General features: G+C 69.9%; 14 protein-coding genes. 8 read left to right on the forward strand and 6 right to left on the reverse strand.

All coding sequences use genetic code 11. The features are described 5' to 3' along the window. Positions 1-40: 40 nt before the first annotated feature. Positions 41-229, reverse strand: coding sequence for a hypothetical protein (locus tag AMS65_RS00465; protein ID WP_053382223.1), 189 nt, complete (start codon positions 227-229; stop codon positions 41-43). 164 nt (positions 230-393) lie between these two features. On the opposite strand from AMS65_RS00465, the gene AMS65_RS00470 reads away from it, so the two are divergent. Both AMS65_RS00470 and AMS65_RS00475 read left to right on the forward strand, forming a co-directional pair. Beyond that, positions 394-1,632, forward strand: a complete 1,239-nt coding sequence (locus tag AMS65_RS00470) for an MFS transporter (protein WP_053382224.1) — start codon at positions 394-396, stop codon at positions 1,630-1,632. Positions 1,633-1,704: 72 nt separating this feature from the next. Then, complete coding sequence (locus tag AMS65_RS00475) at positions 1,705-2,742, forward strand: DUF4349 domain-containing protein (protein WP_053382225.1); 1,038 nt, start codon at positions 1,705-1,707, stop codon at positions 2,740-2,742. On the opposite strand, the gene AMS65_RS00480 is transcribed toward AMS65_RS00475, so the two are convergent. From AMS65_RS00480 to AMS65_RS00490, 3 genes are all read right to left on the reverse strand, one after another. Beyond that, complete coding sequence (locus tag AMS65_RS00480; protein ID WP_053382226.1) at positions 2,706-4,091, reverse strand: flavin monoamine oxidase family protein; 1,386 nt, start codon at positions 4,089-4,091, stop codon at positions 2,706-2,708. The two genes, AMS65_RS00475 and AMS65_RS00480, sit on opposite strands and share 37 nt — an antisense overlap. Before the next feature lie 123 nt (positions 4,092-4,214). Further along, entirely contained in the window at positions 4,215-4,865 is a 651-nt protein-coding gene (locus tag AMS65_RS00485) for an antibiotic biosynthesis monooxygenase (protein ID WP_157501993.1), read from the reverse strand. 116 nt (positions 4,866-4,981) lie between these two features. Continuing rightward, positions 4,982-6,502, reverse strand: coding sequence for an APC family permease (locus AMS65_RS00490; RefSeq protein ID WP_053382228.1), 1,521 nt, complete (start codon positions 6,500-6,502; stop codon positions 4,982-4,984). A 179-nt stretch (positions 6,503-6,681) separates the two neighbouring features. Between AMS65_RS00490 and AMS65_RS00495 the strand changes: the two genes are divergently transcribed. The 4 genes from AMS65_RS00495 to AMS65_RS00510 all read left to right on the forward strand — a co-directional run bounded on the left by AMS65_RS00495 (position 6,682) and on the right by AMS65_RS00510 (position 12,078). Next, positions 6,682-9,576, forward strand: a complete 2,895-nt coding sequence (locus tag AMS65_RS00495) for a Cys-Gln thioester bond-forming surface protein (RefSeq protein WP_162231741.1) — start codon at positions 6,682-6,684, stop codon at positions 9,574-9,576. Further along, complete coding sequence (locus tag AMS65_RS00500) at positions 9,573-10,010, forward strand: thioredoxin family protein (protein ID WP_053382230.1); 438 nt, start codon at positions 9,573-9,575, stop codon at positions 10,008-10,010. The genes AMS65_RS00495 and AMS65_RS00500 overlap by 4 nt, the downstream gene beginning before the upstream one ends. Then, positions 10,003-10,545, forward strand: coding sequence for a DUF4395 domain-containing protein (locus AMS65_RS00505; RefSeq protein WP_053382231.1), 543 nt, complete (start codon positions 10,003-10,005; stop codon positions 10,543-10,545). Before AMS65_RS00500 ends, AMS65_RS00505 begins: the two co-directional genes overlap by 8 nt. 177 nt (positions 10,546-10,722) lie before the next feature. Then, positions 10,723-12,078 (forward strand): aldehyde dehydrogenase family protein, encoded by a 1,356-nt coding sequence (locus AMS65_RS00510; RefSeq protein ID WP_053382232.1) that lies wholly within the window; start codon positions 10,723-10,725, stop codon positions 12,076-12,078. 182 nt (positions 12,079-12,260) lie between these two features. Here the strand turns inward: AMS65_RS00510 and AMS65_RS00515 are convergent, their stop codons facing one another. Then, the gene (locus tag AMS65_RS00515; RefSeq protein WP_053382233.1) at positions 12,261-14,168 is read right to left on the reverse strand and encodes an FAD-dependent monooxygenase; all 1,908 of its coding nucleotides are present in this window, start codon (positions 14,166-14,168) and stop codon (positions 12,261-12,263) included. A gap of 147 nt (positions 14,169-14,315) precedes the next feature. Here AMS65_RS00515 and AMS65_RS00520 point away from each other — a divergent pair, with 147 nt between their 5' ends. Next, on the forward strand, positions 14,316-15,050 hold the full coding sequence (locus tag AMS65_RS00520) for an IclR family transcriptional regulator (protein ID WP_157501995.1): 735 nt from the start codon (positions 14,316-14,318) through the stop codon (positions 15,048-15,050). A gap of 304 nt (positions 15,051-15,354) precedes the next feature. Then, a complete protein-coding gene (locus tag AMS65_RS00525) occupies positions 15,355-17,139 on the forward strand; it encodes a thiamine pyrophosphate-binding protein (RefSeq protein ID WP_053382235.1) in 1,785 nt (594 codons plus the stop codon). Positions 17,140-17,474: 335 nt separating this feature from the next. Here the strand turns inward: AMS65_RS00525 and AMS65_RS00530 are convergent, their stop codons facing one another. Beyond that, entirely contained in the window at positions 17,475-19,133 is a 1,659-nt protein-coding gene (locus tag AMS65_RS00530) for an amidohydrolase (protein ID WP_053382236.1), read from the reverse strand. Positions 19,134-19,315: the final 182 nt, after the last annotated feature.

Raw genomic sequence — 19,315 nt, forward strand, 5'->3', positions numbered from 1 at the left:
CGGGCACGGTGCGGCCCCGCGAGCGGGGCCCGGCGCGACGCTATCCCTCGCCGCCCGCGCGGCGTCCCGGACGCGTGCCGAGCTCTCCGTCGACCTCGTCGGCGACCTGCGTGCGCCGGGCGGTGTCAGGCGATTCCTGCTGCCAGATCTCCTCGAGGTCCGCGGCCAGCTCGGCGTCCCCTCCGGGCTTCGGCTCGCGAGGGCTCCCGTTGTCGTTGTGCTCCGTCATACCTCCACGGTAGCCCCGGTGGAGAGGACGGCCAAGAGGCTCGGCGGGATTCGCGCGTCGACCGCGGAGCAAGCGCTTCGAATAGGCGACATTCCACGGTTTCGGCCGCTGAATCCGAAGCTCAACGCTGTCTTGAATGACGGTTTCGCCCATATACTGATCTGATGGGCATTTATCGTGATCTGGGACGGAATCCGGGCGTCTTCCGCATACTGGTTTCGCAGCTCACCGCCCGATTCCCGTTCGGGATGCTCTCGATCATCATCCTGCTGCACATCCAGCTCGCCTACGGCGACTTCACCTCGGCAGGCATCGTGCTCGCGACGCAGAGCATCGGACAGGCGATCTCGGGTCCGCTGAGCAGTCGCCTCATGGGGCGGTGGGGTATGCGCCGGGTGCTCACCATCACCTCGCTGCTGTGCTCCGGGCTGCTGGTGGCGATCGCGCTCGTGCACCTTCCGCTCCCCATCGTCGCCGGCATCGCCTTCCTGATCGGCCTCTCGACGCCCCCGGTCACCCCCGCGGTGCGCACGCTGTACCCCAAGCTGGTCCCCAACAACCAGCTCTCGGCGCTGTTCTCGCTCGACGCCTCGGCGCAGGAGATCATCTGGGTGCTCGGCCCCGTGGTCGCGGTGTTCATCTCATCCCAGTTCGGCACCGCGGCCGGCCTGTGCGTCGCCGCCGCCTTCCTGCTCGGAGGCGGAGCCTGGTTCATCATGAGCCGCGCCGTCGGCGAGGTGAAGCTGCTGCCGTCGAGGCGCGGCCTCGGCGCGGTGCTGCGCTACCCGACCGTCGTCATCTCCACCGTCGTCGGGTTCTTCTTCGTGGCCTCGTTCGCCGCGATCGAGGCGGGGATCGTCGCCGCGTTCGCCGGATCGGGCGGGCACGGCGGCTCCGGTGGGCACGGCAGCATCGAGTCCGGCATCGTGCTCGCGATCTTCGCCGGCGGCTCACTGGTCGGCGGCCTGCTCATCGGGCACCGGGCGATGCGTCCCTGGTCACCGCTGCTGCGCATCGGGATCGTCCTGGCCGGCACCGCGGCCTGCCTGGTGAGCCTGAACATGTGGTGGCTCAGCGTCGTGCTCTTCATCGGCGGGCTCGGAACGGCCCCGGTGTTCGCCGCGATCTCGAACATCGTGAGCTCGACGGTCAAGTTCTCCGAGACGGCCGAGGCCTACGGCTGGATCGGCACGGGCCAGCTCGTGGGGGTCGCCACGGGATCGGCGCTCGGCGGTGTGGCCATCGATGCCGGCGGAGCCCACGGGGCGATCCTCGTCTCCACCGGCCTGCTCATCATCGCTGCGGTGTGCGCGGCGGTGACGATCCGCTGGATCCCCGATCTCAAGGGCCGCACCGTCGAGCCGCCGCCCGAGACCGGCACGCTCTCCCTGCCGCTGCCATAACGATCCGGCGACGCCCGGCGAAACCGCCGAATTCTAACGCCGCCCTAACCCGGTGCGACGTATGGTGTGACCATGAAGCGTCGATCAACCCTCCCCGCGCTGCTCGCAGCAGCTCTGCTCCTCGCGCCGCTCTCGGCGTGCGCCGCCCTGCCGGGAACCGGCGGAGGCGCCTCCAGCTCCGAGAGCTTCGCCGGCCCGGAGATCGCCCATGACGCCGCCGGCGCAGACGGAGCGTTCGAGGACAGCACGCAGGCGGTTGAGGATCGATCCTCGCGCTCGGTGATCCGCACGGGCGAGATCTGGATCGAGGTCGCGAACCCCGGTGCCGCCGCCGACGAGGTCGCCGAGATCGCGCAGCGCGCAGGCGGCTCCGTGGAGTCCGTGACCGTGCATCGCGCGAGCGGTGACGCAGCTGCAGGTGCCGATCTCACGCTGCGCGTGCCCGAGGACCGACTCGACGAGACCTACGCGGCGCTGACCGGCGTAGGCGATGTCGTCACCCAGAGCCGCTCGGCCGTCGACGTGACGACCGAGCACGTGGACCTGCAGGCCCGCGTCGCGGCGCTCGAGGAATCGGTGGAGCGGCTCACCGAGCTCATGGCCGGCGCCGAGACGACCACGGAGCTGCTCGAGGCGGAGGCGGCGCTGTCGCAGCGCCAGCAGGAGCTCGACGGGCTGCGCGCACAGCTGAAGTCGCTGGAGGGCCAGGTCGACGAGGCGACCATCTGGGTGTCGCTCAGCACGAGGTCGGCGCTGCCCGGCGGCGGGCCGGCAAACTTCTGGGAGGGCCTGCTCGCCGGCATCGACTCGCTCGGCGCGGCGGGAGCCGGCGCTCTGGTGGTGCTCGGGATCCTGCTGCCCTGGCTCGCGCTCGCGGCGGTACTGGCCCTCGCGATCGTGCTCATCGTGCGAGCCGCGCGGTCCCGGGGCCGCGCGCGTGCGGCCCGTGCCGCGCAGGAGCGGCAGGCGGCCCAGGCTGCCCCGCCGGAGCACGCCGCGCAGACCCCGCCGGCAACCGCCCCCGGCGCCTACGCGGATCCCGCGGCCCCGGTCCCCGCGGCCGACGCCGCGCCTCAGTACCCGCCGACGCCGCCGAGCAACCCGCTGTAGGGCAGCGCGCGGCCGAGGATGCGCTCGGCGGCGCGGTGCCCCGAGCACAGCGCCGCGGTCACGGTCGCAGGATCCTCGGTCCAGGTCGCCTCGCCCGCCAGGTGCAGCACCGCCGCGGCGGCATCGGCGCCCCGGCCGGGTCCGGCTCCGATCGGGGTCGCGATGTCGTCGTGGTCCTCCGGCCGCGACCCCACGGTCATGTAGGCGTACGAGCCGCGCGCGTAAGGATCGTCCTGCCAGTGCGTGATGCGTGTGCGCGCGGGGTCCGGGATCGACTCCCCGTAGATCTCGCGCAGCGCCGTCATCACCGACGCGATCACTCGATTCTCGGGCCAGTCCCGGATCTGCTTGGCGCACTCCCCCGCGGCGAAGGTGAGCAGCGTCGGCTCGCCGCTCGGGCCGCTGAGGTCGTACCAGGAGTGCCACCACTCGGCCGCATCTCCCTGGCGCCGGATCGCGTAGACGTCGGACTCCCAGAAGCGCTCGGGGAATCGCAGGAAGATCTTCTCGAAGGCGTTCATCTCGAGCGCGTCGATGGCTCCGGCCACCGGCTCGGGCAGCGGCGGATCGAACCGCACGGCATCCGATTTCAGCACGCCGATGGGCAGCGTCACCACGGCTCGGTCGGCCGCGAACACGCCGTCGGCGGTCGTCGCCTCCACCCCGGATTCGGACCAGCGCACGCCGGTGACCTCGTGTTCGAGCCGCACGTCGAGCCCCTCGGCGAGATGCGTCGCGAGCCGATCGTATCCCTTGGGGAACACTACCTCGTCGCCCTCGATCGCGTCGTCGTCGAGGCCGTGCGCGTCGAGCAGCACCGCGTCGGCGCCGTACTGCTCTTCGGAGCGGTGGTACAGGAACTCGGTCACCCGCTCGGCACGCTCCGGGTCCCACCCCTGCTCGGCCGCGACGGCGCTCACCGCGGCGTCCGAGACGTCGGCGTACGAGCTGTCAGCAGCCGTCTCCGCGATCACCCGCACCAGCTGCGCGTCGACCGCCGCGACATCCGCGATGAACCGCTCCGCCTCGGCATCGCTCAGCCGCCCGCCGTCGGGCCCGTAGTAGGCGATGGGCCGCCCGCCCGCCTGGTAGCTGCCCACCGTGAACTCGGTCGCGGGCATGCCGAATCCGCTCGTCACCTCATGCAGGGGGCTGTTCGAGATGCCGTGGATCCACGAGGCCCCGAGGTCGGTGACGCGGCCGTGCTCCCGCTCCGAGTGCACGCGCCCGCCGATCCGGTCGCGGGCTTCGAGCACCACTACCCGTCGGCCCGCTGCAGCGAGCAGCCGCGCCGCGGTGAGTCCGGAGACACCCGCGCCCACCACGATCGTGTCGAATCGCTCCGTCATCGGATCCTGCACCTTCTCTGCTGAGACTCACCGTCGAGCGACGCCGTCCGAACGACACCGCACATCGGGAACAGAATACCCGGGCATCATCGGCGCTGCGCGCGATCGCCGTCGCCGCGCGGGTCAGCGCGTGCGGGCGGCACGGGAGTCGAGCGCCTCGAGCAGCGAACGCTCCTTCCTGATGACGCCGGGGTTGCGGCGCAGCCAGGGACGGAGGACCCTCGTCACCGCGGGCATCATGACAAAGGTCATCAGCGGCGCGAGCACGGTCACGACCATCGCCGACCGCAGCGGGATCGCGATGTCGCCCCACCACGGCAGCAGCGAGATCGCCCACGCCGACAGCACGTTCACGGGGTACATGCCGATCCAGATGGCCAGGGCCTGCTTCCACCGCTGCGGGGCCGATCGCACCACGACGGTGCGGATGCCGCCGGTGCGGGTGTCGACGCTGCGGCGCAGCTGCGGCCCGTCGAACCAGCCCTCGATGCCGGTGCGACGCTGCACCCGCGCATCGAGGACGAGCGGGGAGCCCTCGTCGAGCCAGCGCCGTCGCTGTTCCGACTGCTCCCAGCCGATGAGCGAGCGCTCATCGGCGAACCGGTAGATCACGTGCAGCACGCTCTCGTCGCCGCTGTCCCGGATCACCCCGCCGCCGAGGCACCCCTCGAACTCGCGGGCGAGGCGGAGCCCCTCCTCGACCCAGGTGACGGCGTCACCGGTGCGAGCCGGAAGCGTCTGCCGCCTGACCTCGACGGTTACGGGGGTTCCCATGCCGACCATTCCAGCGCAGGACTGTGTCCTCCGCGTTACGCTCCGTCACCGGTGCGTGAAGTCCCGGTTACGTTTCGCGCAGCGGGTCTCGGGCAGAGACCCGCCGCGATCCCGACTCACTCGTCCGGCACCAGCACCGGGGTGTCGCGGTTCAGGCTCTCTCCGCGGAAGAACACCCTCGAGTTCGGCCGCAGCCACCAGATCGACATCAGCACGAAGCCGAGGAAGAGCGCACCGACGCCGATCACGAACGCACCGCCGACGCCGAGCAGCACGGTCTCGCTGTAGTCGGTGCTCCACATGTCGATGCACGACTGCACGAAGGCGTAGCCGAGCAGCAGGCCTCCGAGCGCCGGCAGGATGCCGCGCATCCAGAGATTGCGCGCGCTGTCGCGCAGCGTATCCCGGAAGTACCAGACGCAGGCGAACGAGGTGATGGCGTAGTACAGCGCCACCGCGAGACCCATCGAGGTGAGCGAGTCGGCGAGCACGTCCTCGGAGATGATCGACATCGCCACGTAGTAGATGATCGCGGTGACGCCCATGAGCGTGGTCGAGAACCACGGCGTCTTGAACTTCGGGTGCAGCTCGGCGAACTTCGCGGGCAGCGCCCGGTAGACCGCCATCGAGAGCGTGCCGCGCGCCGTGGGAAGGATCGTGGTCTGCGTCGAGGAGGCGGCCGAGAGCATCACGCCCAGGAGCAGGAACCAGCCCCACGGTCCGAACAGCACCCCGCCGAGCACCGAGAACACGTCATCGAGGTTCGCCTCGTTCGTGAGGCCGAAGCCGGTGTCGCCGAAGCCCGCGAACATCATCACCGCGATCGAGACGCCGACGTAGAGGATGATGAGGATCACGATGCTCGACAGCGCCGCGCGTCCGGGCGTCTTGCGCGGGTTCTTCGTTTCCTCGTTGAGCGCGAGGCAGGTGTCCCACCCCCAGTAGATGAAGAGCGCCAGCAGCACGCCCTCCATGAAGCCCGACCACTCGGTGAGCTGGGCCGGGTTGAACCACTGCCAGTCGAAGGCGACCGATCCCGCGTTGCTGCCGTCAAGCGCGTGCACGAGCGCGAGCACGCCGAACAGCACCATCGCGGTGATCTGGACCGTCATGAGCACCATCTGCAGGCGCTCGCCCATCTGCACTCCGATGGTGCTGACGAAGGTCATGATCGCCATGAACACGACCGAGGTCGCGACCACGATGGTACGGTTGTCGGCGAATTCCTGATTGCCGAGCAGCAGCCAGAAGTACTTGCCGGTGATCTCGCCCACGTTGGCGAGCACCATGATCGCCGACACTGCGACCGCCCAGCCGCCGAGCCACCCGACCACCGGCCCGAAGGCCTTGGTGCCCCACACGAATGTGGTGCCGCAGTCCGGCATCTCGCGGTTGAGCTCCTGGTAAGCGAAGGCCGCGAAGATCATCGGGACACAGGCGACGATGAACACGAGCGGCGCCTGCGCGCCGACCGCGAGGATCACGTAGCCGAGCGTCGCGGCGAGCGAGTAGAGCGGGGCCGTCGAGGCCAGGCCGATGATCGTGGAGCCCACCACCCCGAGCGCCCCGGCATTGAGGCCCTTGCCGACGTGGATATGACCCGTGTCGGTAGCGTTGCCCAGCGTATGTTTTGCCATGGGCCTATTCTGGGGCATCCGAGCACGTTCCGGGAACCGGCTCCCGCCTCTCCGCGACGACGCTGTTCCCCGTCGATGTCGTCGATATCAGCAATGCATTGCGTGAAGTTATGGCTCATATTGCATTTTGTAACAATCGTGTTTGGCCTGCGGGTTCCTCGAACCTACGCTCGGTGTTCATGACCCCCTCCCCGTCGCCGCGCCCTGCGCCGGCCTCTCGCCGACGACCCGCTCGGCTCCTCCTCACCGCCGCCGTCGTCGGACTGCTCGCCCTCTCCTCCTCCTGGGCGAGCGGCGCGCCGGCGGAGGCCGCGGTGTCCGACCGCTACAAGTACTTCGGCAGCTCGGCCTCGGGCACGAGTATCCGCACCACCGCGTCCGCATCGAACTTCTCCACCCGGCTCTACAACCTGACCGGCCAGAGCGGCGCCACGAGCACGAGCGGCTACTCGGTGGATTTCGGCGGCACACCGCCCCAGAACAACAACGACTACACCGAAGCGGCCTGGGCGGAACTGCCCCGGGCCTCGGCCGTGGAGAACGAGGGCCGAGTGGAGTGGATCCTGAAGAACTCCTATCCGCGCGTCACGACGACCGTTCTGCGCGATACGCTCCGAGCCACGGCCGGCTATCAGGCCTTCCCCACCGGCTACTTCTCGGAGAGCGATGCGATCGCGGGAACGCAGGCCGCGATCTGGCACCTGACCGATGGCGTCTCGCTCGACCTGGACAACACCAACCCGAACAACGCACGCGTCAAGCTCCTCTACCAGTACCTGCTCGAGTTCTCGGAGGGCCAGGCGCCCGCTTCGGCGCAGAGTCCCCGCGTCGAGATCCAGTCCGGAACGGGGCGCACCGAGTTCTCCGTCGAGCCGCAGAGCGCCTTCGGCCCCTTCGTCCTCGATGCGAACATCGAGGCGACGCCGACCGTCACCGGCCCCGCCCGGCTCGTCGACGCCTCGGGTCAGGCCCTCACCGGCCCCCAGAGCGCCGGGACGACCTTCTGGGTGCAGCCCACCGCATCTCCCGCGGCAGCCGGCTCTGCGACGATCTCGGCGCAGACCGCCTCGGCCACCACGACATCGGTGCACGCGATCTTCGGCAGGCAGCAGGTCTCCCCCTTCGCCGCCCGCGAGACGCTGTCGACGCTCTCGAGCTCGTCGCAACGCGCCACCGACAGCCTCGAGGTGAGCTGGGAGATCGACCAGAACTCCCCCGAGCACTACGACGCGAACGGCGAGGCCACCGAGCGCGGCTACGTCTACCACCCGCGCGCCGAGCTGAGCCCCACCCTCGAGCGGATCTTCTTCACCGACGGCACCACGACCCGGACCGACCTCGTGGGCCTGACCTCGACGGGGGCCCATCAGAGCGCGAACGTCTACTCGGCCGCGTTCGCCGACACCGCCGTCGACGCAGCCCAGGGCCCGAATCTGCCGAGCGGCACGCGCTTCCAGGAGGAGGACTGGTCCGCGAACGGGCACCTGACCGAGAACCCGCACCAGGGCGCCGTCGCACGCGTGCTCCAGAGCTCCTACCCCGAGCTCAGCGTGGCGCAGCTCACCGCGGATCTGAAGGCCGCGAATCGGCTGCCGCAGAACTCGGGGAACGTGAAGAACTGGGAGGCGATCGCGGGCACCCAGGCGGCGATCTGGCACTTCACCGACGGCAAGCGCCTCGACACCACACGCTATGCGAGCCCCGTCTCCGCCTCCTCGGCAGCGACCGCGGAAGGCTTCGACCCCGGGGCCGTGCTCGACGGCGATCCCTCGACCGGCTGGCGCGCCGCAGGCCCCGGCGAAGCGATCCTCGAATTCGCATTCCCCGCCGACTTCGAACCCCGCTCCTACGCCGTGACCACGCTCGCGGGAGGCGAGCAGGGCGGCACACCGACGTCCTGGAGGCTGCAGCGCAGTTCCGACGGCGTCACCTTCTCCGACGTCTCCACGGGATCGGTGAGCCACACCTTCGCGGGCGGCGATCCCGAGACCCGCGCCAGCAACAACATCCCTCCGGGCGCGAGCTACGGAGCCTATACGACGATCTACCGGATCGTGTTCTCCGGAGCCGCCGATCCCGAGCAGCCCGTGCAGATCGGCGATGTCGCGTTCACCGGCTTCGGCGTCTTCGGCACGCAGCCGAACTACGAGTATCGCGAGTACGCGAACGGCACGAACGTGGTGCAGACCTACCTGCATCTCGTCGCGCTGGGCGAGTCGCAGCCCGTGCCGAACCCCGAGCCCGCCGCGGCGCTCACAGGAGCGCAGGAGCGCTACGAACGAGACGACCTCGCCGCACCGATCGGGCCGTTCCTCTACGAGGGCGCACTGGCCGCCGAGATCACTCTCACGGGCCTCGACGCCGCCGCGGGGGCCGGCCTGCTGCTCCCGGCAGACGCGCTGCCCGATCCCGCCCCGGCAGCAGGAGGGGATGCGACCGCCGCGCCGCAGATCTCGGCCGCAGCACCCGCCGCGTACGCAGGCGCGGAGCCGGTGAGCAGCCTCGTGCTCGCCCCGGGCGACTCCTTCTATCTCCAGCCGGGCGACGACGAGAGCGGCGAGGCCGTGTTGACGGCGATCACCACCGCCGTCAACTGGACCACCGCCCGGGCGCTGACGGGCACCACCCAGGCGGGTTCGCCCGGGCCGACCCTGACCCGGCTCGGCGTGCAGGCCACCCGCGCATCGTTCACCTTGCACGTGCCGTTCTCCCTCGCGCAGGGGTCCGGCGAACCGCCGGTCGAGATCGACGACGAGGAGCCGGTTCCGATCGACGACGAGGCACCCGCGACGGACGACGACGCGCCCGTGACGGACGACGACGCGCCCGTGACGGACGACAAGACCTCGGATGTCGAGACGGTGTCCGATCGGACACTGGAGGTCGCACCGTCGACGGCGGCTCCGGCCGGCTCGCTCCCGGAGACCGGGGCCCTCGGCGACGCGGCGACGCGGCTCGCGGTGGCCTCTGCCGCACTGCTCGCCCTCGCGTTCGCCGCCTTCGCCGCAGCACGGCCCGTCCTCACGGGACGACGGAACCTCTCCGTCCCCGCAACGGAGCGGAGCCGACCGTGACCCCGCTGCTCGCTCTCGGCGCGCTCCTCGGGCTGCTCGCACTGACCGCCGTCCTGGCCGTGGTCGTGCGGAAGCGACCCGGTCGCGCGCGGCGCATCGAGCACGGGGACGGCCTGGTCCCCCAGGAGCTCGGCGTCGATCGCCTCGGCCCGGAGGGCACGGTGGTGCAGTTCAGCACGGCGTACTGCTCCCGCTGCCCCGGCACGCGCCGTGTCCTCTCAGAGCTCGTCACACGCTACGCAGGCGTCGACTTCGTGCACGTCGATGTCACGGACCAGCCCCGGTTGGCCTCGAAGCACAAGCTGCTGCAGACGCCCACCGTGCTGATCCTCGACGGCGGGGGCGTGCCCCGATCCCGCTTCACCGGCACCATCGACCGTCGCACCATCACCCGAGAACTGGAACTGATCGCAGGAGATCCTCATCATGACTGACACAGACAGCTCCCCCGCCGGCGCAGACCGGCCCGCCGGCGCCATCGACGCGCGCGGCCCGCGGGTGAGCGCGGGCTTCACCTCTCTGCTGCTGCTCGTGGGCATCGCATTCGCCCTCATCGGCAATTCGACGGAAGGATCGCTGGCGTCGCTGACCCTGGGCGAGCGCGTCGCCGATCCCGGCTTCCTGATCCTCGCCCTCGTCGCACTGCTGTTCGCGTGGTCGCTGATCTCGGCGAAGACCCAGCCCCTCTCCGCCCTGTTCCGCGCGGTGATCCAGCCCCGCCTGTCGGCTCCGACCGAGTGGGAGGATCCGCGTCCGCCGCGCTTCGCCCAGGGAGTCGGGCTGGTCGTGGTCGGAGCAGGGCTCGTGCTGCACCTCATCGGCGTGCCGTGGGCGCTCGTGATCGCGGGAGCGGCCGCCTTCGTGGCCGCCGCGCTCAACGCTTCGATCGGCTTCTGCCTCGGCTGCGAGATCTACCTGCTGCTCGCGCGCGCCGGGATCACGGGCCGTGGTGGCGAACGGGCGGCATGAGCAGCTCCGATAGAAACTGATTCCGTAGCTCAGAAGAGGTTTCGCTTTCGATTTCGTCGAATAAATCGCGGTAGGACGCTCAGAACTCGGCGCGAGCCCAGCTAGTGCTGCGCAGCGAGGTGTGCGAGACTGGGCGCGTACCAATCCCCGACGAAGTCACTAAGGAGTGAGTCATCTATGGGCACCTTCGCCGTCATCAATCCGGCCACGGGCGAGACCGTTGCCGAGTACCCCGACGCGACCGCTGAGGAGATCGAGGCCAGCCTGGCCTCGGCGCAGAAGGCCTACCAGGAGTGGGCCCGCAAGACGACCGTGGCCGAGCGCGCCGCACTGGCCGCCCGCGCCGCCGAACTCTTCGACGAGCGCAAGGACGAGCTGGGCGCCATCATCAACCGCGAGATGGGCAAGCCGCTCGACCAGTCGATCGGCGAGGCGGAGTTCTCGGGTGCGATCACGGCCGCGTTCGCCGCGAACGCCGAGAAGTGGCTCGCCGACGAGGAGCTCGAGGTCGAGGACGGCCTGCGCTCGTTCTTCCGCTTCCAGGGCACCGGCGTGATCCTCGGCATCATGCCGTGGAACTACCCGTACTACCAGGTCGCCCGCTTCGCGGTGCCGAACCTCATCCTCGGCAACACGATCGTGCTGAAGCACGCGGCGCAGTGCCCCGAGTCGGCGCTCGCACTCGAGCAGCTCTTCCGCGATGCGGGCTTCCCCGAGGGCGCCTACGTCAACGTGTTCGCGACCCACGAGCAGATCGCCGACATCATCGCCGACGACCGCATCCAGGGCGTCTCGCTGACCGGCTCGGAGCGCGCGGGCGCGATCGTGGCCGAGCAGGCCGGTCGCGCGCTCAAGAAGTGCGTGCTCGAGCTGGGCGGCTCCGACGTCTTCCTGGTGCTCGACACCGATGATCTCGACCACGCGGTCGAGCACGCCGTGGGCGGCCGCATGGAGAACACCGGCCAGGCCTGCAACGGCTCGAAGCGCATCGTCGTGCTCGACAAGTACTTCGACGAGTTCAAGGAGAAGTTCGTCGCCGCGATCGGCGGGCAGAGCTACGGCGACGACTTCGGTCCGCTCTCCTCGGCTCAGGCCACCAAGACGCTGGCCTCCCAGGTGCAGGGTGCGCTGGATCAGGGCGCGGAGGTGCTCGTCGGCAACAACGAGCCCGAGGGCAACGTCTTCACCCCGACCGTGATCTCGAACATCACGCCGGCGATGGACGTCTACAGCCAGGAGCTCTTCGGCCCCGTCGCGCAGCTCTACAAGGTGTCGAGCGACGAGGAGGCCATCGAGCTGGCCAACTCCTCCCCCTACGGCCTCGGCTCGGTCGTGATCTGCGACGATCTCGAGCGCGCCGAGCAGGTCGGCAACCAGCTCGACGTGGGCATGGTCTTCATCGGCGGCGCCGGCCTCGAGGGCGCCGACGTGCCCTTCGGCGGCGTGAAGAAGTCGGGCTACGGCCGTGAGCTCGGCAAGGTCGGCATGCTCGAGTTCGCCAACAAGAAGCTCTTCCGCTTCGCCGCGAAGTAGGCTCGGACAACAGAGAGGGCCCCGGGATCCGTTCAGGATCCCGGGGCCCTCTCTGCGTCCGCTTCCCCGCCGGCGCCGGCGCACCCGAACCCGGCGTTCGAAGCCGATGGTTCCAGCGCCGATACTTCGCCCGGTTTCGAACGCGCAGCGCGGGTCGAGCCGCGGTGCCGCCGAGTCGAACGCTAGTTCTCCAGCAGCAGTCCCTCGAAGAACTCACCCAGCTGCTCGGGGCGGTCGAGCGGCAGGATCGCCGATACGTAGTGGTCGGGACGCACCACGACCACGGCGCCCTCTCGCGAGATCCCGCGCAGCTCGAAGATGTCCTCATCGGGCAGCGCCGCGTAGATCTTCTCGTAGTCGGTCAGCCCGAAGGGCCCCGATGCGGGCAGGAAGAGCCTCGATGCCTGCGAGATATCGACGCTGTGATGGTGCTGCTGGTACACCGCCTTGACATCGAAGATCGCGTCGATGTCCGCGCCCTCCGGGGTGAAGCGGTGCAGCGGCGACGCCTCGTTCGAGAGCACCCACTCGGCCCAGCTGTTCAGGCGCTCGCCCGAGGCGTCGGCGAAGGCGTACACGCGGAAGCGGCCGTCGGCGCGATGGTGATGCCCCAAGTGCAGCTCCACCGCGTCGGAGACGCGCGTGGTCCTCACCGACTTGAAGCGCTTGCCGATCGGGAACCCGGTCGCGAGCTCCTGATTCGCGCCGTCGCTCGTGAGCATCGACTCGGTGTACTCGGTCATGAACCCCGCGGGGAACTCCGCGGTGCGCACGTAGAACTCCGCGACCTCGTCCGGGGAGTCGAACTCCTCGGGCTTCTTCGCCATGAGCGTCGACCACTCGTGGTCGAAGTCGATGAGGTTCTTCGAGGTGACCCAGCGCTCGTCCGAGTACGTCTTGAGCAGGGACTCGGGGCTGCGGCCCTCGAGCACGTAGCCGAGCTTCCAGCCCAGGTTCCAGCCGTCCTGCATCGACACGTTCATGCCCTGCCCGGCCTTGGCGCTGTGCGTGTGGCAGGCGTCGCCCATCAGGAACACGCGCCCCTTGCCGTCGGGCGAGGTCGCCGCGTCGTCGAAGCGGTCGGTGAGGCGGTGCGCCACCTCGTACACGCTGTGCCAGGGCACGTCGCGCACCTCGAGGGTGTAGGGGTGCAGGATCGCATTCGCCCGGGAGATGACCTCCTCGAGCGGGGTGTCGCGCACCTTGCCGCCGTCGTTCTCATCGGTCTCGCCGAGGTCGACGTAGATGCGCGCCAGGTGGTTCCCCTCCCGCGGGATGTGCAGGATGCTGCCGGCCTCCGAGTGGATGATGCACTTCTTGCGGAAGTCGGGGAAGTCGGTGAACGCGAGCACGTCCATGACGCCCCACGCGTGCAGCGAGCTGGAACCGGCGAGCGAGCCGCCGATCGAGCGGCGCACGGCCGAACGCGCCCCGTCGGCGCCGATGACGTACTTCGCGCGCACGACGAGGGTCTCGCCGTCGCCGCCCTCCTCGGACTTGGCGGTGTTGATCCCCGCTCCACTGTAGCCCGAGACGCGGCGCAGCGTCACCGCGACGGGGTACTCGCCCTCGCCCGTGACCTCGAGGTCGATGAACTCGTACCCGTAGTCGACGTCCCCTCGGGCCGGGGCACGGCGCGCGTACTCGGCGAAGTAGTCGATGACGCGGGCCTGGTTGACGATGAGGTGCGGGAACTCGCTGATGCCGCTCGGGTCGTCGGGCGTGATCGAGCTGCGGACGATGTTGGCCGGGTTCTCCGGGTCGGGCGTCCAGAAGTCGGTCTCGGTGATCTGGTAGGCCTCCTGGATGATCTGCTGCGCGAAGCCGAAGGCCTGGAAGGTCTCGACGCTGCGCGCCTGGATGCCGTCGGCCTGGCCGAGCACGAGACGTCCGTCGCGGCGCTCCACCACGCGGGTCACCACGTTCGGGAACTGCGCGAGCTGGGCCGCGGCGACGATGCCCGCCGGTCCCGAACCGACGATCAGCACGTCGATCTCCTCGGGAAGCTCCTCCGGGCGGTTCAGGCCGACGCCTGCGGCGGGCTGAATCCGAGGATCGGTGGAGACGTATCCGTGGTGGTGGAACTGCACTGTTTCTCCTCACTGCGCCGTGGCGGTGGATTCCACGTCACAATGTTCTATAATTGAACATGAAGTTTGAATATCGCACAGTAAGGATAAACCGCCTCGCGCGTTCGCACAACATCCGACTCCCCGGCATCCGCCAGAATGGTTCACATGACTTCCACGAGCGACACCCCGGCGGCCACCGCCGGCTCTCAGACCGCAGGGTCGCAGACCCTGGCCCGAGGCCTCCGCGCGCTCGAACTGCTCGCCGAGGCCGAGCAGCCGCTCTCCATCGCCGACCTCGCGCAGCGGCTGGGCGTGCACCGATCCAACGCATACCGCGTGCTGCGCACCCTCGAGCAGCACCGCTTCGTCACCCGCGACCAGGCCGGCCGGATCCGGCTCGGTCCGAAACTCACCGTGCTCGCCCGCGGCGTCGCCCCCGCCCTGCACACCGCCGCGATGCCCGCCCTCACCGAACTCGCATACGAGCTCGGCATGACCGCGTTCGTCACGGTGCTCGACATCGACGACGTCGTGACCCTCGCCACCGTCGAGCCCGCGAACGTCGCCGCCAGCGTCGCCCGGAACCCGGGCGTGCGCCACCCCGTCGATCGGGGCGCCCCCGCCCGGGCCATCGAATCGTCCCTCACCGCCTCGGAGCGCAAGGCCTTCCTCGGTTCCGGCGAGCTCAGCGCCGCAGCCATCGAGGCGCGCCGCAACCGCTACGCCCTCAGCCACGACGAGGTCATCGACGGCGTCACGAGCATCGCCGTCCCCCTCCGCATCGACGGCGAACCCCCCGCCGCGGTCGCCGTGGTGCACTTCAAGCTTCCCGAGCCCCTCGACTCCGTCGTCGAGGCGCTGCACGACGCCGCAGATCGCATCGCGCAGAGCTACCGCTGATCCCGACCCGCCGATCGAGCCCCGTCGAATTCACGGCGCCCGCCCGCCGATCGAGCGGAGTCGAAATCACGGCAAAGCCCGCCGATTGAGCGGAGTCGAAATCACGGGCGCAATGCCATGAATAGTCACTGTCGAGGAACGACTCGCGCGATATGTACTATAGGTAGCGTCCAGCTCGGTCGGTCCGTCTCCGACCCGGCCGGCTAAGGCGCTCGAAAAAGGGGCGTTGCTGTCAGGGCTACGACGCCCGGCGAGACATACACGGTTTCCCTTGTCATTCGAGTTCTTCTCAAAAGGATCTGTGATGTCCACTTCTGCCCCCACGCTCGTCTATACCCTCGCGACCGCGCTCGCCCGCCACGCCGACCGCAGCTTCGGCCTCATGGGCAACGGCAACGCCCACCTCATCCAGAGCCTCTCGGAGCTCGGCGTGCCCTACACCGCCGTGCGCCACGAGGCCGGCACCGTGGCCGCGGCCGACGCGTACACCCGCGTCAGCGGCCGACTCGCCATCGCCACCACCACCTACGGCGCCGGCTTCACCAACACCCTCACCGCCCTGGCCGAGGCCGCACAGGCCCGCACTCCCATGCTCGTCGTCGTCGGCGACGCCCCGAGCGGCGGTCCCCGCCCCTGGGACGTCGACCAGGAGATGCTCGCCGCGGCCCTCGGCGTGCGCACCCACATGCTCTCCGTCGCCGGCATCGAGCGCACCGTGGATCGCGCCGTCTCGTACGCGCAGCGCGTGCGTCGCCCCGTCGTGATCGCCATCCCCTACGACCTCGTCACCGAGTCGGCCGTCCAGCCCGCGATCGCCTCCGCCGAACCGCAGGGCATCGACCTCAACGACCCCGCCGTGCTCGCGTCGCTGAGCGCGTCGGTCGCCGAGATCGCCCCGGCCCAGCCCGTCGCCCCCGTGGTGCCGCAGGGACTCGGCGGTCCCGCCGGCCACCAGATCGAAGCGGCCGTGCGCGCGCTGCTCGAAGCCGAGCGCCCCGTCGTGATCGCCGGCCGCGGTGCGCACCTCTCGGGCGCATCGGCCGAGCTCGGCGCCATGGCCGACACGCTCGGCGCACTCACCGCGAGCACCGCGCTCGCCCGCGGCATCTTCCCGGACCAGCGCTTCGACCTCGGTGTCACCGGCGGCTTCGGCCAGCAGGCGGCCATGGCGACGATCGAGGCCGCCGATGTCGTGCTCGTGGTGGGGGCGGGCCTCAATCAGTTCACCATGCGCTTCGGCGACCTCTTCGGGGCCGGTGCCACCGTGATCCGCATCGACGACGAGCAGGTCGCTCCCCCGAAGACCAACCGTCCCATCACGCACCTGCTGCTGCAGGGCGACGCCCGAGCCACCCTCGGCACGCTGCTGGGCGCGCTCGTCGAGGCGGGCCGGGTGCCGGGCGGCTGGCGCGAGAGCGTACTCGGCCTCGAGCCCGGAGGGGCGCTGCGCGTGCGCGACACCGGCTTCGCCGAGCACCCCGACGGCATCTGCGCCGACGGTCGCCTCGACCCCCGCAGCGTCGCCACCCGCGTCGCCGAGCTGCTGCCCGCGGATCACCACATCACCACGGACGGCGGCCACTTCATCGGCTGGGCAAGCATGTACTGGCCCATCGCCTCGCCCGAGCGCCTCATCATGGTGGGCACCGCCTACCAGACCATCGGCATCGGCTTCCCCACCGTCGCCGGTGTCGCAGCCGCAGCCCCCGGCACCACCACGGTGCTGAGCACGGGCGACGGCGGCGGCCTCATGGCGCTCGCCGACCTCGAGACCGCGATCCGCACCTCTCCCAGCAACGTGATCGTGGTCTGGAACGACGGGGCGTACGGCGCCGAGGTGCATCTCTACGGGGCCATGGGCCTGGACGAGGCTCCGATGCTGATCCCGGACATCGACTTCGCGGGCGTCGCGACTGCGCTCGGTGCGCAGGGCGTGCAGGTGCACCGCCTCGAGGACCTCGAGGCCCTGCGCGCCTGGACCGCCGCCGGCGCGCAGGGCACGATCCTGCTCGACTGCCGCATCTCCCGCAGCGTCGTGGCCGAGTACCAGCGCGAGATCCAGCGCGTCAACGGCCTCGACGTGGAGTAGCGGACACCGCTCACGTCCAAATACTTCGGCTCTCACCGTTCGTTCGGACGGAAACCTGTGAATTCGTCCGAATGAACGGTGAGAGCCGAAGCATTGGCGGTGGCCGCCGGGACCGCAGTCTCATCCCCCTCCGCCCGCCGGTTTCTCTCCTCGCGCGCCACCTTCCCTCTTCGCGCGCCAGTAGTTGTCACCTCAGGGCACGCGAGGCAGCATCTACTGACGCGCGAAGGTAGAGGAGCGACGGGGAGGTGAGTCGGGATCAGGAGAGCGGTAGACCGTGTGCACTACCTCCGGGCAGTAGCGGCCCGGTCTCACCCGCGGGTGGGATCAGGCCGCTACTGCTCGGCGCGGGTGTAGACGGGAACACCCTCGATCCAGGTCGAGACCACGCGGGCGCGGTGCAGCTCATCGCTCGGCATCTCGAACGGATCGGGTTCGATCACCACGAGGTTCGCGAGGTAGCCCTCGCGCACGCTGCCGGTGTCGTGATCCCGGTGGTTCACGTAGGCGCTGCCGGAGGTGTAGGCGGCGAACGCCGTCGCGAGGTCGAGGCGCTGGCGTTCTCCGCCCAGGGGTTCGGCGTCGACGCCCGGAGCCACACGGGTGACGGCGACGTGGATCGCCGCGAGCGGATCCGCGCTCGACACCGGCCAATCGCTGCCCGCGGCCAGGCGCGCGCCGTGCGCGTGCAACTCGCCGAACGGGTACTGCCGGGCCTCGGCGCCCTGCTGCAGGAAGGGCAGGGTGAGGGTGTCGAGCTGCTCCTCGTGCGTGGCCCAGAGCGCCTGGAGGTTCGCTATCGCGTCGACCTCCGCGAAACGCGGGGTGTCGGCTGCGGAGACCACCTGCAGGTGAGCCAGGTGATGCCGCCCATCGCTCGGGCCGTTGGCTGCGCGAGCGGCCCGAACGGCATCGAGCGCGTCGCGCACGGCTCGGTCGCCGAGGGCGTGGAAGTGCACCTGCATGCCCGCCGCATCGAGGCGGACGACCGCCTCGCGCAGAGTCTCGGCATCGATGAAGGAGATGCCGTGGTTGCAGGTGTCGTGTCCGCGCGCATCGCGGTAGGGATCGATCATGGATGCCGTGAAGTTCTCGGCGACCCCGTCGACCATCATCTTGACGGTGCCGAGCTCGAAGCGCTCGGCCGATCCGCTGTCGCGGCGCTCGTCGCGGCGCGACAGCATCGTGTCGATCTGCTCAAGACCGGCCGCGCGATCCCACCACTGGGCGCCGACGACGTGCACCTTGAGCGCACCCTCCGCGACGGCCCTGAGGTAGACATCGCGGCTGCCCATCTCGGCGCCCTCGTCGCCCACCCAGGCGTCCTGCCAGCCCGTGATCCCCAGCGCGAGCAGCTCCTCCTGCGCTCGCAGCAGTCCGCGGTAGGCGAGTTCTCCATCGGTCGCGGGCTTCACCGCCGAGAAGAGGCCGCCGGCCCCCTCATGGAAGGTCCCGGCAGGGAAGCCGTCGGCCTCGCGCTCGATCCGCCCGTCCTCCGGGTCGGGGGTCGCAGCATCGATCCCCGCCCGCCGTATGGCCTCGGTGTTCGCCCACGCGCTGTGATGATCGCGGCTCATGAGGAAGACGGGTCGATCCGGGACGATCGCGTCGAGCAACGCGCGACTCGGGGACCCTCCTGGGAAGTGATCCATCGACCATCCCCCGCCCAGGATCCACTCCTCCTCCGGGTACGCCGCCGCGTAGGCGGCGACCGTCGCGACCGCTTCGTCGGCGTTCCCCGCCTCCGTGAGGTTGCACTGCAGCAGCTCAACGCCGGCTCCCACGGGATGCACGTGCGCGTCTTGGAACCCCGGAGAGAGCAGTGCTCCTTCGAGAACGATCCTTCTGGTGGTGGGGCCGACAAGCGCATCGGCCTCCGCTTCGGGGACGACGGCGCTGATGCGCCCCCCGGTCACGGCCACGGCGTATCCCGTAAGTGGATCTCCTGAGCCGGTGAACACGGCTCCTCCGGTGAACAGCAGATCGGCGGCCATGTCGGTTTCCCCTCGTCGTCGGCGGGATCGGTGTGATCGGGACAGCGTGAGCGCACCGCGGCGGACGCTTCGCTCATCTCTGAGGCGATCCGCAAGGATGTCACCTCGCTCCAGAACTATCCGATCACGTCGTCGAATCACCCGTACCGATGCGAACACGAGCCTACCGCGGGCGGCGGTCT

Origin of the sequence: Leucobacter celer subsp. astrifaciens (genome assembly GCF_001273835.1) — a bacterium.
In the GTDB taxonomy this organism is placed as follows: Bacteria; Actinomycetota; Actinomycetes; order Actinomycetales; family Microbacteriaceae; genus Leucobacter; species Leucobacter celer.

What these genes read in the sequence shown, in the direction of transcription:
- AMS65_RS00465 (WP_053382223.1), bottom strand. Translation starts at nt 229, where the DNA reads ATGACGGAGCACAACGACAACGGGAGCCCTCGCGAGCCGAAGCCCGGA.
- AMS65_RS00490 (WP_053382228.1), bottom strand. Translation starts at nt 6,502, where the DNA reads ATGGCAAAACATACGCTGGGCAACGCTACCGACACGGGTCATATCCAC.
- AMS65_RS00530 (WP_053382236.1), bottom strand. Translation starts at nt 19,133, where the DNA reads ATGGCCGCCGATCTGCTGTTCACCGGAGGAGCCGTGTTCACCGGCTCA.
- AMS65_RS00505 (WP_053382231.1), top strand. Translation starts at nt 10,003, where the DNA reads ATGACTGACACAGACAGCTCCCCCGCCGGCGCAGACCGGCCCGCCGGC.
- AMS65_RS00480 (WP_053382226.1), bottom strand. Translation starts at nt 4,091, where the DNA reads ATGACGGAGCGATTCGACACGATCGTGGTGGGCGCGGGTGTCTCCGGA.
- AMS65_RS00470 (WP_053382224.1), top strand. Translation starts at nt 394, where the DNA reads ATGGGCATTTATCGTGATCTGGGACGGAATCCGGGCGTCTTCCGCATA.
- AMS65_RS00510 (WP_053382232.1), top strand. Translation starts at nt 10,723, where the DNA reads ATGGGCACCTTCGCCGTCATCAATCCGGCCACGGGCGAGACCGTTGCC.
- AMS65_RS00485 (WP_157501993.1), bottom strand. Translation starts at nt 4,865, where the DNA reads ATGGGAACCCCCGTAACCGTCGAGGTCAGGCGGCAGACGCTTCCGGCT.
- AMS65_RS00525 (WP_053382235.1), top strand. Translation starts at nt 15,355, where the DNA reads ATGTCCACTTCTGCCCCCACGCTCGTCTATACCCTCGCGACCGCGCTC.
- AMS65_RS00495 (WP_162231741.1), top strand. Translation starts at nt 6,682, where the DNA reads ATGACCCCCTCCCCGTCGCCGCGCCCTGCGCCGGCCTCTCGCCGACGA.
- AMS65_RS00475 (WP_053382225.1), top strand. Translation starts at nt 1,705, where the DNA reads ATGAAGCGTCGATCAACCCTCCCCGCGCTGCTCGCAGCAGCTCTGCTC.
- AMS65_RS00520 (WP_157501995.1), top strand. Translation starts at nt 14,316, where the DNA reads ATGACTTCCACGAGCGACACCCCGGCGGCCACCGCCGGCTCTCAGACC.